This is a genomic window from Bacillus sp. ISL-18 (genome assembly GCF_018613415.1).
GTDB lineage: Bacteria > Bacillota > Bacilli > Bacillales > Cytobacillaceae > Neobacillus.
Genome location: NZ_JAGGQG010000022.1, coordinates 1 through 17,008, shown reverse-complemented (window position 1 = coordinate 17,008; position 17,008 = coordinate 1). Strand labels below are relative to the sequence as shown.

At 36.1% G+C, this 17,008-nt stretch carries 16 protein-coding genes; 4 read left to right on the top strand and 12 right to left on the bottom strand.

All coding sequences use genetic code 11. The features are described 5' to 3' along the window. Window positions 1-142: 142 nt before the first annotated feature. The 6 genes from hisD to J7E81_RS24800 all read right to left on the bottom strand — a co-directional run bounded on the left by hisD (window position 143) and on the right by J7E81_RS24800 (window position 7,779). On the bottom strand, window positions 143-1,408 hold the full coding sequence (gene hisD / locus J7E81_RS24825; protein ID WP_215046524.1) for a histidinol dehydrogenase: 1,266 nt from the start codon (window positions 1,406-1,408) through the stop codon (window positions 143-145). A 98-nt stretch (window positions 1,409-1,506) separates the two neighbouring features. Continuing rightward, complete coding sequence (locus tag J7E81_RS24820) at window positions 1,507-2,742, bottom strand: ester cyclase (RefSeq protein ID WP_215046522.1); 1,236 nt, start codon at window positions 2,740-2,742, stop codon at window positions 1,507-1,509. A 52-nt stretch (window positions 2,743-2,794) separates the two neighbouring features. Further along, window positions 2,795-3,700 (bottom strand): carbohydrate ABC transporter permease, encoded by a 906-nt coding sequence (locus J7E81_RS24815; protein ID WP_215046520.1) that lies wholly within the window; start codon window positions 3,698-3,700, stop codon window positions 2,795-2,797. After that, entirely contained in the window at window positions 3,700-4,575 is an 876-nt protein-coding gene (locus J7E81_RS24810; protein WP_215046644.1) for a carbohydrate ABC transporter permease, read from the bottom strand. Before J7E81_RS24810 ends, J7E81_RS24815 begins: the two co-directional genes overlap by 1 nt. A 120-nt stretch (window positions 4,576-4,695) precedes the next feature. Then, window positions 4,696-6,042 (bottom strand): ABC transporter substrate-binding protein, encoded by a 1,347-nt coding sequence (locus tag J7E81_RS24805; protein ID WP_251028861.1) that lies wholly within the window; start codon window positions 6,040-6,042, stop codon window positions 4,696-4,698. A gap of 339 nt (window positions 6,043-6,381) precedes the next feature. Beyond that, window positions 6,382-7,779: an amidase gene (locus J7E81_RS24800; protein WP_215046518.1), complete on the bottom strand. Its 1,398-nt coding sequence runs from the start codon at window positions 7,777-7,779 to the stop codon at window positions 6,382-6,384. A gap of 504 nt (window positions 7,780-8,283) precedes the next feature. Here J7E81_RS24800 and J7E81_RS31415 point away from each other — a divergent pair. Both J7E81_RS31415 and J7E81_RS24790 read left to right on the top strand, forming a co-directional pair. Further along, window positions 8,284-8,493 carry a GntR family transcriptional regulator gene (locus tag J7E81_RS31415; protein WP_215046640.1) on the top strand — a complete coding sequence of 70 codons (210 nt, stop codon included), beginning with the start codon at window positions 8,284-8,286 and terminating at the stop codon, window positions 8,491-8,493. After that, complete coding sequence (locus J7E81_RS24790) at window positions 8,405-8,959, top strand: GntR family transcriptional regulator (protein ID WP_215046516.1); 555 nt, start codon at window positions 8,405-8,407, stop codon at window positions 8,957-8,959. The genes J7E81_RS31415 and J7E81_RS24790 overlap by 89 nt, the downstream gene beginning before the upstream one ends. Window positions 8,960-9,860: 901 nt before the next feature. Here the strand turns inward: J7E81_RS24790 and J7E81_RS24785 are convergent. The 4 genes from J7E81_RS24785 to J7E81_RS24770 all read right to left on the bottom strand — a co-directional run bounded on the left by J7E81_RS24785 (window position 9,861) and on the right by J7E81_RS24770 (window position 12,975). Further along, the gene (locus J7E81_RS24785; RefSeq protein WP_215046514.1) at window positions 9,861-10,817 is read right to left on the bottom strand and encodes an SMP-30/gluconolactonase/LRE family protein; all 957 of its coding nucleotides are present in this window, start codon (window positions 10,815-10,817) and stop codon (window positions 9,861-9,863) included. Window positions 10,818-11,493: 676 nt separating this feature from the next. Continuing rightward, on the bottom strand, window positions 11,494-11,832 hold the full coding sequence (locus J7E81_RS24780) for a hypothetical protein (RefSeq protein WP_215046512.1): 339 nt from the start codon (window positions 11,830-11,832) through the stop codon (window positions 11,494-11,496). A 103-nt stretch (window positions 11,833-11,935) separates the two neighbouring features. Next, entirely contained in the window at window positions 11,936-12,250 is a 315-nt protein-coding gene (locus tag J7E81_RS24775; RefSeq protein ID WP_215046510.1) for a C40 family peptidase, read from the bottom strand. A 314-nt stretch (window positions 12,251-12,564) separates the two neighbouring features. Further along, window positions 12,565-12,975, bottom strand: coding sequence for a coiled-coil domain-containing protein (locus J7E81_RS24770; RefSeq protein WP_215046509.1), 411 nt, complete (start codon window positions 12,973-12,975; stop codon window positions 12,565-12,567). 274 nt (window positions 12,976-13,249) lie between these two features. Here J7E81_RS24770 and J7E81_RS24765 point away from each other — a divergent pair, with 274 nt between their 5' ends. After that, window positions 13,250-13,585 carry a PadR family transcriptional regulator gene (locus J7E81_RS24765; protein WP_215046507.1) on the top strand — a complete coding sequence of 112 codons (336 nt, stop codon included), beginning with the start codon at window positions 13,250-13,252 and terminating at the stop codon, window positions 13,583-13,585. After that, window positions 13,564-14,457, top strand: a complete 894-nt coding sequence (locus tag J7E81_RS24760) for a permease prefix domain 1-containing protein (protein WP_308162279.1) — start codon at window positions 13,564-13,566, stop codon at window positions 14,455-14,457. Before J7E81_RS24765 ends, J7E81_RS24760 begins: the two co-directional genes overlap by 22 nt. A 206-nt stretch (window positions 14,458-14,663) precedes the next feature. On the opposite strand, the gene J7E81_RS24755 is transcribed toward J7E81_RS24760, so the two are convergent. Together J7E81_RS24755 and J7E81_RS24750 are read right to left on the bottom strand one after the other, a co-directional pair. Continuing rightward, window positions 14,664-15,914 (bottom strand): efflux RND transporter periplasmic adaptor subunit, encoded by a 1,251-nt coding sequence (locus tag J7E81_RS24755; RefSeq protein WP_215046503.1) that lies wholly within the window; start codon window positions 15,912-15,914, stop codon window positions 14,664-14,666. A gap of 416 nt (window positions 15,915-16,330) precedes the next feature. Then, entirely contained in the window at window positions 16,331-16,534 is a 204-nt protein-coding gene (locus J7E81_RS24750; protein WP_098532493.1) for a cold-shock protein, read from the bottom strand. Window positions 16,535-17,008: the final 474 nt, after the last annotated feature.

The following is a 17,008-nucleotide window of genomic DNA, read 5'->3' as shown; positions in this document are numbered from 1 at the left end:
CTGTTGATTTCCGCTTAAGATGTTTCACTTTCTACTCCAAACTACAGAGTTAAATCATTGATAAGGGCCTTTGCAGCCTATTATTAGGTAATAAGCTTGAATGCTTTGATTCAAGTTTTTTAATATAATGATTTAAGAACCATTAGGATTTAATACTAGATAACCTTATTGCTGCTGATAATTGATGGCCTTCTAATCCCTCTATTTCTGATTGTTTGGTGGCATGTGAAGCTAAAAGATGAACTCCCTCACCGGTAATTTGCTGGTGAGTAATGACTTTAATATAACTACCAACCCATAGTCCGCCGGTATACCTGGCAGCCTTATTGGTAGGAAGAGTATGATTCGTTCCGGAAACCTTATCTGAAAAAACGACCGAACTATCTGAATCAATGAATAAAGAACCGTAATTGTAAAGACGATCCATTAAATCTCTGCTGTTTTTTAAATGTAAATGAAGATGCTCGATTGCATATTCATTACAAATATCGATCCCTTCCTGTAAGGTTTCAGCAAGAATGACTTCACCTAAGTTCGCCCATGATTCATGTGCTGGTGAATTTGGCGAGAATACATCAAGTAAACGATCAATCTCTTCCATTGTTTGATAGGCTTTTGTACGGGACGTCGTTACAAAAATAGCACGTGCATGGGGATCGTGTTCGGCCTGTGCCAAGAGATCCGCAGCACAATTCTTTGGCTCTGCTGACTCATCAGCAAAAACTAAGACTTCACTTGGGCCTGCAATAAGATCAATCCCTACTTTTCCGAATACTTGGCGTTTTGCCTCCGCTACGAAGCGATTTCCTGGACCGCCAATAATATCTACCTCTGGAACCGATTCGGTACCGTAGGCCATTGCAGCGATAGCTTGAGCTCCTCCAATGGCAAAAATGTCAGTTGCACCCGAACGGACAAGTCCGTAAAGAACGGCAGGGTGAATTCCTCCTTCGTAATTTGCCGGGCTACAGGCAACAATTTTTTTAGCTCCTGCTACTTTTGCCGGAGCAACTACCATCGGACCAGATGACAACAGCGGAAACCGGCCACCCGGAACGTACGCTCCCACTTTTTCGATTGGAACAATTCGATGCCCCATTTGAATTCCTGGGCCAAATTCCTTCTCCAACGGCAAGATACATTCCAGCTGGGCCTTTGAAAAGGTAGAAATCCGTTCAACAACGCGGTCAATTAATTCCTTAACATCACTGGATAAAGCCTTGATACTTCTTTCGATTTCATCTTCACTTACTCTTACGTCACGATCTGAATGACTAAACTTTTTTTCGTAATTCTTTACTCCTGCATCACCCTCAGATCGAACGGTGGCGATAATATCTTTAACCGTTTGTTCAACGTTGTTGATGATGTTTGGTTCATTTATTTGAGCCTGTTTTATATATTCCAATTGAATCCCTCCTCATAATGTGTGCTGAGTTTTAAATTTGTTTTATTACTATTAAAGCGAATCCATTAAAATACCATTATGAATAAACTCCAACTAGATTAGGAAACACCAGTAAAATTCCCGTCTTCCGCCCCCTGTGTTCCTTCTTCTGTCTCGTCAGAATCAGGCAGATAAATTTGGCGAAGAACTTCCATCCCGTCAAATAAAAACCATTCTTCAGTAATTTTTTCGTTACGAATTTTATAATGATTCATACCTGCAATCTCAATTGCTTTACCGCTTGGCTGGCCAAAATAACCGGTTCCTTCATGGATCCCTTGTAATCTCCAACGAACAGCCACGTCCCAATCTTGTTCGGAATCTCTTTTATTACAGGTAATTCGTTCTAGGATTAACTTTGCATTCGGCACGGAAGCGAACAAACTAATAAACATTCCTTGAATTTCAGTGATACCGACTAAGTCCTTATTGCAAACATAATGAACAACCGCTTTTTCCTCATAGAACTTCTTCACATAATTAAAGGAACGTCTTTCCCATACCCTGTTAAAAAGCTCAAGCATAAATTCGCCAATTTCAAACTCATCAGAGGATGGAACAAATACCTTTGGTGGCAATCCCATCTCAGCAGTCTCTGGATTACCGAATTTTAATGCCGGTGACAATTTTTGTGTTCCAATTGCAATCTTTTTAGCAACTTCAATAGGATCTAAACCAAGCTGTTGAACCAAATGAAAAGTATCCATGACAAGCCATTCTTCATATATTTTATTTGCTTGAATTAAGCAGTCGGCAGTTGTTCGAAAAATTACTTTCTTTCCAGTAGCCGGACCATAATAGCTATCTCCTAGATTTGTCGCAATCGATCGGCCGCGATGGGAAGTAAAAAATCCATCCTGATCATTACCGGACCAAATGACACTCCATCCTAATCCTTTTCGGTCAGGAAACGCATGTAATGTCTGCAGCGTACCTGATATGACCTCATTAATGCCATGACTATTGATTAAACCTTTATGCACACTTACCCCAGTACTGTAAGTATCATAGATTAAGCCAATGTCTTTTTCTTTCCAAATTTGTCTTGTGATTTTTACAATGTAATCAACGATATTGTTATACTCTTCATTAAACCCTCTCATGCTTTGTTTTTTCTGTTCATTTTCACTAATATGGATATAGTCATAATCATCTTTAGAATCAATCATATTAACTTCATTTGCATCTGCATAAAAAATCAAGTTACCATAATTCTTTGACCGCTTTACTTTTGCTGCTTTTTCTTGCCCCTTTTCAATTACTCTGGATTCTTCTTTTATCAACGTGTTTTCCATTTGAAGGACCTACCTTTAAAATGATTTAGTAGTATACAAATATTAATCAAATTTATTTAACTGCCCCTGATGTCATCCCTAAAATGAATTGCTTTCGTACAATGAGCATAAAGATAACAGTTGGGAGTACAAAAATGATTCCAGCTGCAGCCATTTGATTCCATAAAACACCTTTTTCACCATTAAAGAATGATAATGCTACAGGCAATGTGACCGCATCCTGATTAGTTAATATTAATGCGAACATAAATTCATTCCATATGATGACAAAGCAGAAAACACTGGCTGTGATAATTCCAGGTTTGGCCATTGGCAACAGCACATGCCAAATAATCTGAAGTCGATTAGCACCATCAATAGTGGCTGCTTCTTCCATATCAATCGGGATTCGATCCAAAAAGCCTTTAATTAACCAAATGGCATAAGGGATGGTATGACCTAGATTGACAATGATGAGAGCTAAGGTTGTATCTAGCAAACCCCAATTTCTAAACATAATAAAATATGGAATGACATTTACAATCAACGGAATAAACTGAGTTGCTAGAATTGCAAACATGATTAGTTGTTTCCCTGGTATTTTAAATCTTGATAGACTATAGGAGGCGAGAATACTTACCGGCATAGTTACTAGTAGTGTCACTAGGACAACACTGATGCTATTAGAGTAATATTTACCCAAATTGAAAGACGGGCTAAAAACGGCTTTGAAATTATCTAGTGTAGGCTTAAAAAGAATACTAGTGGTATACACTTCATGTTCTGGCTTAAAGGCCGTTAACATAATCCAAATGATAGGAAGGAAAAGGAAGATAACGACTAGTAACACACCAATGCTTTCAAGAAAGGAAGCGAAAGTTCGCAAGGAATTTTTCTTTGACGCTTTATTTATATTTATTTCTTCTTTCAATAAGTTGGTTTTATCTTCTTTCTTACTTAAATCTAGTGCGTTACTCATTAGTTCCAATCGTCTCCCTTCACAAGCCTTCTCATGTATATGATGACAAATCCGATTGTGATTAGAGCTAAAATATAACCAAGCGCAGAGGCATATCCCATGTCAAAATAACGGAAGCCAATTTTATAAATAAGGAAATTAAGTACTTCAGTTGAATTACCAGGTCCTCCTTGAGTGAGGGTGACAACAGGGTCAAATGCTTTAAGAGCAAACATGGTCATGAGAATCGCAGCTATTAATATAATTGGCCTAAGCATCGGCAGTGTTATATGTATAAGAGTTCGAAATGGAGAAGCTCCATCCATCTCAGCTGCTTCAAAAACTTCTCTTGACATCCCCATTAAACCGCTTATAAACATTAGGCTCATAAATGGAAGCCATATCCAAACAACCACTGAAACAAGTGCTGCTATGGATGTTAGAGGGGTTCCTAGCCAAACTGTGTGTGATTGGGCTGGAATAAAAAGATCCAGGATCTTATTGAACAAACCGTAATCGGAATTTAACATAAAACGCCAAGAATAACCGATCAGAGCTGCACTCATGGCAAAAGGAATAATGATTACTGCTCTTAAATAAGACAGAAAGCGTTTTTCCTTGCTTAATAAGAGGGCAACTGCAATTCCAATTACTAGAGTTAGAATAACCGTACATACAGTAAAAATTAATGTAATGAACACACTGTTCCAAAATTGCGAATCAGAAAAGGCTCGAATATAATTATCAGCCCCAACAAATGGCCCCATTTCTGCTGATACCTTTAAGTCCCAATTGTGAAGACTAATCCAAAAAGACTTTAGTAAAGGGTAAATGGTAGTTAATAATATCAGAATGAGTGCAGGAGCCAGCAAAATATACTTAAAACTATTTTTCATCAATAAAACTCCCTCCTAATCTTTGGAGTAGGGTTATCAAATTTCTTTCATTTCACCCTTTCCTAAGTGGTTTAGAAAGTTTCCATCTAAACCACTTTGGACCGGGCATTCTCTAAAAACTCACTTATAATATCCAGCTTTATCTAAAAGCTGCTCCACCTTCTTAGACGCTGCCTGCAGATTCGCTTCCACAGATCCGCCTGTCGCCATCTTAGAAATGGCAGCACTTAAAATATCAGCTACCTGAGGCCATTCCTTAATCTTCGGTAATGTCCGCGCATTTTCAAAATTATCTGCAGCTACATTATAAAATCCGCCGCTTAAATCATTTAATTCTTTATTTCGAAGGTTGGCAGTTTGTGTAACCACGGTAGATTGGACGGTAGCAGGAACTTCATTTTTCAATGTCTTGGTTACCATATCCAGTTCTTCACTAGGTTCAGCAATCCATTTTAAAACCTCCCAGGCTGCATCCTTATTTTTAGAACCTTTCATCATTGCCAAAGGGAAAGTGGATACATTTGCCTGACTTTCTTTACCCTCCCATCCCGGAACCGGTGCAAAGCCGACATTTCCAGCGACTTCCTTGGCAGCAGACTCTTGACTATTAAACTCAGGATAAACCCACCACCAGCCAATCCACATGGCTCCCTTGCCTTGCTTGAAGTATGTCCGGGAATCTTGTTCGCCAAATGTTACAGAACCAGGAGGTGCCACCTTATCTTTTACGAGGAGATCAATATATTTTTGTGTTGCCTCCACACCCTCTTTTGTGGCAAAGGTCGGTTTCATATTTTTGTCAAAAATGTCGCCGCCATTACTCCACAGATAAGCAGTCCACATATAAAGGTTTTGGCCATTATTTCCTGATGCATAGTAAGGGACGATGCCCGAAAGTCCTGTATTTTCAGTTATTTTTTTACTATCTGATTCCAGCTCACTCCATGTTGCAGGTGGCTGCAGATTTAATTTCTTAAAAATGTCTTTACGATAAAATAACATTTGGACGTGAGCCCTTACAGGTAAGCTAACAAGTTTGCCGTCAAACGTAGATAAATCAAGAACTGACTTTGGCCATCTGTTTAAGTCAAATTTGTCTTTTTTCACGTAAGGATCAAGAGGTTCTAAAAACTGTGAAATCGATGAACCCATTGTATCCAAATGGACGACAAGGTCATACTCACCTCTATTTGCAATACCGTCTGTTGTAATATTTTCTAATAAATTTTCGTAAGGAGTTTCGATGAATTTCACTTTAATACCAGTCTTTTTCGTGAACTCTTTTGATCTTTCTTTCCAAGCATTGAATTGCCCCACTCCACCTGCTGATAATAAAACGGTTACGGTCTTTCCCTTAAGAGATTCTCCACCTTCATTACTGTTGGAGGATTTGCTGCAACCCGTAATCATAAGGACTGCAATTAAAATGAAAACTGTAATCATTCGAAATCCATTTCTTAGTTTCATTCGCAAGTTCCTTTCTTTATTAACGTCTTAAATATCAATTTTCTTTTAGTGATTTCAAAAATAGCAATAATTGGGGCAAACATACAAAATTTAATAATAATTGATTGATCTATGGATTTTTTCAAAACTAAATGGAGGTTACTCTAGATGTGTAATGTAATGGAAAGGTATGTATTGTCTGTGGTGTAATGTAGGACGATTGTTTGAATACGCATTCAATTTAAACCTAATTTATTTAATACAGGAAGGTTAGCACCTATTTTGAATACGCATTCAAGATTTTCTAAAATAAAAACCAGTCTTCCTTCTCCTGCTTTTTCCTACCTAATCTCTATGGATTTAAGTAAGTGCTTTTTCTTTTAGTTTTTTTACCATTTCTATTCTTTTATTATAGAATTCTAATAAATAGGCTTGTTCATATGAATAGGCCGTCTTGATTAAGAGGTCCTCTCTAAAATGGTTGGCAATAAATTGTAATCCAATTGGTATAGACTCATGTGATAAGCCGCACGGAATGGACAGTGCCGGATGACCAGTCAGATTAAATAAGTTGGTGAATCGAATTAAGCTTTCATCAACAGATTCCCTTTCACCTCCTAATTCTACATCCGTTACATTAATCTCTGTCGGTATTACAGGTATTGTTGGAGTAACCAGTATATCGATATTCTCAAATAGACTCGTTATTCTTTGATCCAATTGGATTTGCTTGTTTAATCCTTCTAAGTACGTGTGGGCAGAGATCGATTTACTCTTTTCAAAAGTTTTTCTAGCGCCATCACTATATTCACTAAGCGGTGATTGAATTAAATCTCGGTGTACATACCATACTTCTGAAGTAGCAATCACATGAGCTGTATCTCGAGAGTCATCTGCAATAGGCATATCAATTTCAATAATAATTGCACCTAAATCTTCTAGTGCATGTAATGCACGATTAAAATATGTTATTACAAGACTATCTACTTGATTTTGAAAGTATAACTTAGGTATCCCAATCCTCATTCCTCTAAGATCACAAATACAATTTTTGCCGAAAGAGTTTTTTGTAAAAGCTTCCATTATTATGGATAAATCCTCAACATTTCGGGCGATTGGACCAACATGATCAAGTGAATGAGATAATATAGTAATACCCTGGTTACTTATTAAATCGCGAGATGGTTTTAATCCAACAACACCACAACATGAAGAAGGGACTCGGATAGAACCAGCTGTATCTGTTCCAATCGATCCGAAACAAAGATTAGCAGCAACTGCCGCAGCTGAACCACTGCTAGAACCACCAGCCGTAACGCGATTATTCCATGGATTTATGGTATCTCCGAAAAACGGATTTTTTGAAGTAATACCAAATGCAAATTCATACAGATTATTTTTCCCAATATTGACTGCGCCTTCATCTTGTAGCAATTTCACTGCATATGCATTACGCTTAGGTATTCGATTTTTATGAATAGGAGAACCGCTAGTTGTTAAGATGCCTTTTGTGTCAATATTATCTTTAAAGGAGATTGGAATTCCCTCAAGTACACCTAAATCGTCGCCAGCCATTAATTTCTTTTCAGATCTTATTGCCTGCTGTAAGCCTAAATCTTCATTAATAGTTATAAAAGCATTTAGTTTAGGATTAATAGTTTTGGCTTGGTCTACTAGCTCTCTAAAAACCTCAACCGGAGAAAATTGTTTAACTCGATACCCATCGATAATTTCTTTAATGGACTTGTTTACGATCATGCTGTTCCCCTCTTTAGAAATACGATTATAAAAGCAATAGTCAAACTTTCTTTTACTCAATTTTTATTTATATTAAATTATCATTTATCAATAAAAACCTCCTCATCTATTACTGTCACTTTGAATGCGTATTCAATATTTTTTTGAATGCGTATTCAAAATTTTTAATAAATAGGTTCATCAAATGAATTTCTTAGCAGCTCTAATAGGTTTGCCTTATATTTACCATATTAACGTCGGAAACCAATATCGTCAATAGATAATATTTAAAAAAATTAAATATTTCTGATTATTTTTCAGAAGATTATTTTTTTATTAGTTATGTTTTAAAAAAATGACTGTAGGCATTGGCTGTATCTAAAAAAGTTAATTCCTAACCCATAGCTTTATGAATACATGCAATAGACTTCTGGATTTCTTCCTCAACTTATTGTGTTAGTTCTAGCCGAAAAATTTCCCTTCATGTGACAATATATTGAAATAAGCCGTATTTTTGAATAAAAAATCAAAATACGGCTATTTCCTATATATCTAAAAGTAGGTGATCAGATTGAAACGGAAGAACAGCTAGCAGAACTCTTTGGTTACAGTAGAATGACCATAAATAAAGCTCTAAATAGGCTTGTTGAAAAAAAAACAAATCACGCGGATTTCTGGAAAAGGCAGCTTTGTATCTTCCTCACATGTTACCAAGTCATTGGAAAGTCAATCTAGTTTCACAGAAGATATGAAGAGTATTGGGCTATTACCTGGATCTAAGCTCCTTACCTATGAACTAATAAAATCGAACGAGATCCCTGTGATTTCAAAAAAATTAAATTTAAAAGAAAATGTTTTTGTTCATTATTTTGTTAGATTACGAACAGGTAATGGTACTCCAATAGCTATAAGCTATAACTATGTATCTACAGAAGTCCTACCTGCAATCAATGTAGAAGCTTTAAATCACTCCTTTTATGATTACTTGAAATCTTTAAGCTATACAGTTGTTGGCAGTGAATTAGAGATGGAGGCCGTTTTGCCTACCCCTGAACAGAAAAGACTATTGCAAATCGACCAAGGGGCCCTTCTGAAATCAAAAGCAATTACTACCGTTTCATTTGATGGCAAGGATAGCGTTCTTGGGTATTTTGAGACTTTTTATAATGGTAATATCTATACATATAAATTTAATAAGTAAATTTATTAAAAGTATTAGGATAGCTCCCTATAAGAGGTCACTCCAAAGTCCAAAGATAAAATAAAAAGGGCGAACACCTTCAACTGGTGGTTCACCCTTTTTCTTATCCTCTACCTATTGTTCTTCAAAATAAAATCTTGTGTTTTGCAATTTCCGTACTTTTTCCAATCTGTTACTCTTCGTGTGCAGCATAATATAATAATTCACTAATATTCGCCCACGCATTTAGGTATTCATAATTTTCCATGGCCTATACTATACCTCCTTTGCACATTGATCTTGTTCGTTAACTACCTACCATTAAAAGTACAATATTGTATCTACCCCTTTTCCATTTAGTGAAACAGTTATTTGTTCATTGTTTCGTCTAAATTTGATTTAAAACCAAGATAAGCGGTAGCTTTCCTTTCACAAGATAAATGTGCATCCATGCGTCGGGAATAGTGATAGTGAAGAATCCAAAGCAATCTTCTTTGTACGTCATACATAGGACAGAATCTTAGCAGTAACACTTACAAAAAAAGCTTACTTAAGTGAATTTAAGTAAGCTCAATTAAACAGGTTTATAAATTTTATAGTTTGGTATATGATCTATGTTTTATCGACAATCAAATAGTAACCAAAATATTTATCTAGGTATTTCTCAAATTCTTTTGGTGACTACTTAAAATTAAACTCTCCCTTTAACAGGCGATAATATCTTAAAGGGAGAGTTTTTGATTTGCTGCTGGGATATGACCCGGAAATCATCTATAACCATCTGGTCCAGCCAATGGCTACCGCAAGAAACCTCTGCAAGGAACTTTGTTAATTATTAACTATATAACCCAATTAAATTTTTTGGTCACGCAAGCTTTGCGTGACCGTTTTTACTATACGTGGGTCTGACCCCCTGTTATTTTTATTGCAAACCGTACGGCGTTAACCCATCCTTATTAACCTTGATTCGCCAGACTTCACTTTTGGAGGATTCAGTAATATACAAGTAGCCGTCATGGAAGGTTAGATTCGTGGTAAATGTCCCGGCACTTTCAGGCAAACGGATGGTCCCGTATTTAAATCCGCTTGGATCTTGGACAACGATTTCACCTGCTTGGAAATGCGCTACATATAAATTGCCCTCCGCATCGACAGCTAATCCATCCGGCCCAATTCCGCCCTCATACTGACCGAAAACAAATGGAGTTTCAGGTGATGCCGCAGCGGTCTTGGAAGGAACGGAAACCACTCTGTTTTTGCCAAATTCAGAAATATAAACCCGCTGGCCATCAGCAGAAATAGCGACCCCATTTGGATAAGCAATATGATCTGCAAACAGTACTGGTTCATCCTTACCTGGAGGCAAATAGTAGACTTTTCCGACTGGATCGAGTACATTAGAGCCAATTGGCTCGGTAAAATAAAGACCGCCAGCCTGATCAAATACCAGGTCATTAAGCCCTTTGTATTTATCAAGAATGGTCTTCACTTTTCCTGTTTTAGGGTCATAGGCAAGAAGTTTTCCGGTGATTGAAGTGATATATAGGCGTCCATCTTTGTGGAATTTCGCCCCGACAGCCCCATCAATTTTTTCAACAAATTTAGCCTTATCCCCTTCGACTGTAAGGAGTTCGTTGGTCATCGGACTGACCATCCACATTTTCCCGTTTTTGTCGAAGTTGATGCCTTCCATAAATCTTTTCTCATCACTTACGACTACCTTTTCCCATTTAGCGCTAGAAGGAATAATCTCTGAGATGTTGTGCCGCTCCCCTTTTGGCACAGGCTTAGTTTCGTACAATGCTTTGGCGCCTACAAAGGTTGCGGTAACAAGGAAGAAAACTACCAATACAACTGCTGCAAATCCTCTTTTTTTCACTCCTACAATTCCCCCTTTTGAAAAATTAAAGCGATGATGGGCTTCAATTAGTAAAGAAGCCTTATGTAAGTAGAAGCCTAAACCCAAGGTGAAACCGCTTTAATAGACTATACACTTCGGGTCGCAGAAGAAACAACCTAAAAAACTATTTGAAATTTTAATATTATTAGTCAGTATACTCTCTTATTACGAATGGATATATTTGTTATACTAATAGGTTCAGTATTTCCACGTGTACGGTTCTATTTGGCACCCCGTGACAAACGGCGCATAAACGGTTCCTATGTAACCGTAAAACCCCCACCTACATGGAGATGGGAGCTTGTAGTATTACATAGATAACTTGTTAAAGACTACACAATCAACAGGAATCAATGGTTTTTTCGCTAGAAGCACCGAATCTATTATGCTGCATAAGGCTAAGCTGTTCCTCGTGCCATTTTACTTATGCAAGATTAAATCATTTTTCCTACACCAGTTTGATTGGGTTTGTCCACTAGTTAGGCTGCAATCCGGTTCTCCCGCTCTGCTTGTAAATGAGTTATGGCCATATAAAAATCTCCTTGAAATTTTATTTTAAGGAGATTATCCCATTATTAATATGAATTGAGAATGTGGGTACAGTTTTACGCTTACTCTTAAAGCATGGCACCCATTCGTTTTAGAAAATTCAACCTCACTCAATTCTGCCAAACTTCATATATAACCTGTCTTTACACTCATTCCATGAAGGAATCGTATCTTCTTCCCAATTAATTGATTCTAATTTATCTGCAATATTTCGTGATATTTTCATCGCTTTTAAATGACTACCATTATTTCGATAGACCTTCATATGTTCCTTGCTTTCCCATACAGTCAGAGTCCAGTATGTGTCCCATCCTTCATTATTAAAAGAAGAAAATTTTAATCCCTCTGCTTTTTTTGACTGAATAATCGATTTAATGGTATGAAAAAAAAAGCTCGGTAACATTCGCTTACCTTTTAAATGCAACCTAGTAACTGAAATAAACATATCATATTCGTCCTTTCACACATAGATATGATAGTAATATTCCATAAATAGCTAGACAATTCCTCGTTGTTAATTTACTAACATTAAATCTTTTTAACATTTCCTACAATACCCTTTTAGCTCCAATAAATGATTTCTTCCAATACGAGTTTAATTCTGAGATCAACACTTTTTTTCCTTGTCTATAAGTATGAAACATCTGATCTTGTCCAATATAAATGGCTACATGTCCCATTCTTGATAGCCCTTGCCTATTTTTTCGCTCTCTGGTCGTAAAAAATAGTAAATCTCCTTTCTTGATTTGATCAAAAGAAATCGGAACCCCTACGAATGAATCTGTTTGAAAAGATGGAGCGTTAAACACATAAGGAGTTCCTAAACATTGTAAACCTGTTGAAATAATCTGATTTGCAAGCATGGTTTCCCTCATTTTCAGTTTTTACTATATAACATGTGTTAAAGATTTTTTTTGATTGGACAAAAGAATTTAAATTTTATTAGTGCCATCTCTACTCTTTTAAAAGCTTTACAAAGAATATGCACAAAAAAAGACCGAGTGCACTCTGGTCTACAGAAAAATAGGAATTCGTTAGAATCCTTGATATTACTGAACTGGCTTAGCTACATTTTTTAACAAATCATCAACTTGATTCCGTTCATTTTCTATTAAACTGAATTTAAGAAGGTTAGAATGAATTTTAGTATATTGTTGAGGAGTCTAATTGGAGAGGTTTAATGATTTTTTAGTTTATAAATTTCCCTGGAATGCTCTGAAATCATTTGATCATAGTATTCGAGGTCATGTTTTGTTGCCATTGTTACCTTTATTTGTTTAACTTCCTCGAAGACGGAATCTAGTTTTTTTTCAATTGAGTTCACTTTTCCGTTTAATTCGGTAACTTTTTCAGTTGTTTGAGTGATTTTTTCGTCCATTTCGGTAATTTTCTCGTTCAATTCAGAAATCTTTCCGTCCATTTCGGTAATTTTCCCGTTTAATTTAAAAATCTTTCCTTCCATTTCAGTAATTTTCCCGTTCAATTCAAAAATCTTTCCATCCGATGCTGCAACTGTATTAATTAATTGATGCAATAAATCTCCCTGTCTTTTTTGTTCAGTCAAAATCAAATTAAGCGTTTTTTCCACTTTTCCTCACCACCTTCTTTTATTAGTATTTATTATAGCCGATTTATGTTGGGAATTGTTGCTATTGTCATAGCGATGTTTTTGAGGATTCAATTTTCTAATTCGCGCATCAATACGCAGACAAATTGGAGACACCCCATAAATTTATGCGGTGTTGTTGAAGCCTGTGTTAAAACTGTTGTGGATTGGTAGGATGTATTTTCAACTTTTTTTGAAGGAATACCTTGCATTATTAAGTAATATATTTTATAACTAAATTTGGAGGTGTCAAAAGTTGGAAGTTAATAAAGAGGTTTTAAAAGGTCACATTGATACATTAATTTTATCGTTATTACATAACAGGGATATGTACGGATATGAATTAGCGAAATTGGTTCGTGAAAAAAGCGAAGAACAATTTGAACTAAAAGAGGGTACGTTTTACCTATCTTTAAAGCGATTGGAAAAAAATAAATGGATTGAATCCTACTGGGGAGATGAACAAGGTCCTGGTGGAAGAAGAAAATATTATAAACTTACACCATTAGGCGAAGAAGGTTTTGAAGAAAAGCGTAAGGAGTGGCGATTCGTAAAAAAAGTTATTGATACATTTATAGAAGGGGGAGAATAACTTTTAAACAAATTGATAAATATGTAAATTCTATTTACAAAGATGTTGCGGGAGACAAACAAGAAATAGAAGATATAAGGCAAGAAATGCGTTCCCATTTAGTTGAAGCCGTTGAAGAGTTAAAGGCGAACGGAAAAACGGAAGAAGAAGCTATCCGTATCGCAATTGAAAATTTCGGTGGCAAAACCCAAATTGTAAAAGGATTATCCGAATTCTTCAGAGTACAAAAGAAATTTACTAATTATCTATTATCGTTTGTACTGGTTTTCTTTGTTTTTGGCATAATAACGCTTATTTCTTCCTGGATAGAAGCCGAACACTTTTACAAAAAGGGTGAACAATTTGGGAAAGTAGAAACAGAAAAAAATGCTATCTTCAATGAAGTTTTCGATCCTCTTGACACTACTAATAAAATAAATGATGCAGAAGAAAAACAATTGATGGACATTTTTAAAAAATATCCAAGTCAATTGAATTTATTAGCCGTTTTCCCGATGGAAGATTCAAAAGGGTGGTTAGAGAAAAATGATGTATCGATTGGAACGCCTATGACGCATTTCCCATTAGACTATAAAAAAGCAGCGATTGTAATTGGGAACAATCAAGTGATTAAAAATATAGAACAAATTATGCCAAGTGATTATGACTTAGGAACTGTAATAATGGCAAAGGGACATTGGATTGTACAATATGAATATAAAGCCTCATATGAAAATACAATTGAAGAACATCATCAATTAAATTATTATGCTCCAAATCCTTGGACTTTTTATCAGTTACCTATTTTATTTTTTACTTTGTTTATCGTACTCGGTATTGTTGGGTTGTTTTTAAGAAATCAAAACAAACAGTTAAAAACTGTAATGAATTAAAGTGTAAATATAAATAGAAGAATAAAAAATAGCAACTGACTAATTCAGTTGCTATTTTTTATTGCTATTTTAATGTCAAAATGCTTGTTAAAATCAATGCAAATTAGGTTGTGAAATGAAGTTTTCTCCCCTTCAACCGACTTTACTGCTGAAGCAGTTGGTTGAAATGTGTGTATGATTAATTACGTAATGCTCTAAATTATTGCTTAATTTAGGTTAATAAGTGTTCCAAGGTGGACAATCCAGGATGGATTGACTCCTACCTTGTCTTCTCCTTTTAACCCCTGAACGATCGCAACCCATTGACCTCTTTTTTGACCCGTTTCTACCTTTTGTTTATGTAGAATACCTTTCTTTTCTACCATTACATAAGTCGATTTTCCAATCCCTATGATACTTGTTTCAGGAACTGCTAGAAATTGTTTTGACTCCACAACCACGTCCAGTGAGGTAGCGTAGCCAGGATATAGTCCTTTTTGTGAATCAAGACTTGCTTTAAAAGAATAGGACGGAACCGGTTCAGTTTGTGAATCTTTTTCCTTTTTAACCGGTGCTTTATATGTAGGATAATCACTTACCTCCGTTATTTTCCCGTTCCACTTCTTGTTAGCAACGACAATAGACGTTACTGTTATCGGTTGGCCCTGAGTAATTTTAGCCTTTTCTGCTTCGGTTAGCTTTCCTTCTATTTTAAACGGTGCATTCGATGCGATTTCCATGATCGCTAATTGCTGATTTTCTTTTGCTTGGAAACCTTGCCCTACATTTTTGTTAAAGTTAACGATTACTCCTGCAGTGTTGCTCGAGACAATTAATGAATCGAGTTCGGCTTTGAGCTTTTCAGCCTCCAACGTATATTTTTCTACCTTTAATTCTGCGGCACGAGCGTCAGCTTTTACTGTATTTAGTTCAGCATTGAGTGACAGGATAGATTGATTAGCTATAGTACCTGAATCACCCACATCAGTTAGATTGGTTGGGTCAATTGTAACAGGTGTAGTAGTAGACTCAACTTCCAGTAAATCCGTTTCTAACGATGTGATTTGCTCTTTCAGCTGTTGAGCACTCGTTTCTGCTAATTGTTTATTTATTTCTGCTTGTCCGAGTTCTGCCTTTAATGCTGTGCCTTCATAAGAAAAGAGCTGTTGTCCTTTAGCAACCGTTTCCCCTTCTTTTACAAAAATCTCTTTAATAGATCCTTTTGATGCATTTACATAAATCGTTTCCGTATCACTTTGTACAACACGAGCCGGCACTGTTTTTGTTCTTATAAATGTTTTTTCTGTTGGACTAATAAAGACTAACTTCTTTAAATCTCTTTTATTAAATTCCATTATTGCTAAACTTACCATAACCAAAATGAGTATAAGAACAAGAATCCCAAGTAAAATCAATTTCTTTTGACGCGGGGTACGTGCTTGTTCAAATTCTGTACCAATTCTCTTTGCTGTTTCCATAACCCTACCCTTTCTCCATAGATTACTAGCGAATTTTGCAATAAACGGTAAAACAAATTACTACTTTATTGTCTATTTTTTACAAGTAAGTTTCAAGGAAAATTTTTAGAAAATTAACTATTTACCCGTTTAGAATCACAAATAGGATTTAATGTATTTGGCAATTAAAAAATGCGATAAACGGCAGTATGTATTATGAATGTAAAATGAGCCAAAATACGCAAGTAGTGCAAAAAACTTGCATATTTTAAGGCTCTACATTTTTATTGCTTATTGTGCTAAAGCAGCCGTTACTTTAAGTGCAATTCATCACAATCTTTATCCCCCCTACCCCTTTATGAGTGGGGGTTCTTTGTTTCACAGAAAAAAGAAAAGCAGACTCCCATAAAAGAGCCTGCCTTCCCTGTTTTATAAAATTAAGCAGCTTTACGTACGTTTGAAGCTTGAGGTCCACGTTGACCTTGCTCCACATCAAAAGTCACTGCTTGACCTTCTTCTAAAGTTTTGTAACCTTCTCCTTGAATCGCTGAGAAATGAACGAATACATCGACTCCACCTTCACGTTCAATGAATCCGAAGCCTTTTTCGCCATTAAACCATTTTACATTACCTTTTTCCATTTGTATTGCCTCCTAGTGTGTAAACACACACAATGTAATACTATCCCTGCTCTCAGTGATCATCAAGATGAAAAGTTACAAATCCTTTACACCGAACAAAAATAATTCTCTTTAACATTTTTTGTAATAAATGTCAAATACAGAAAAATCCATTGAGCTCACTATTTCTTTATGATAATCATTGCCGTATATTTTGTATCAGGATTCACTCTATATTTATTCTGTGTGCATGCTTACAGCTTACAGCAAGAGGACAGCATTGTATTTAACATCTATCAGCTTTCCTTCCTCTAGTTGCTAGGGATAGAGTATTGGACAAGTAGTCTCATGGGACAAGGGACCTGTCCCCTCGTCCATATTCGGGAAAACATTGAAGTAAAAGGAAATGACAAAAGTATACTCAAGTACAAAGCGGTGATTATGCTTGGTCCCCCCTATGATCAGAGTTTATATTACAAAGGGGTAGGAGATCAA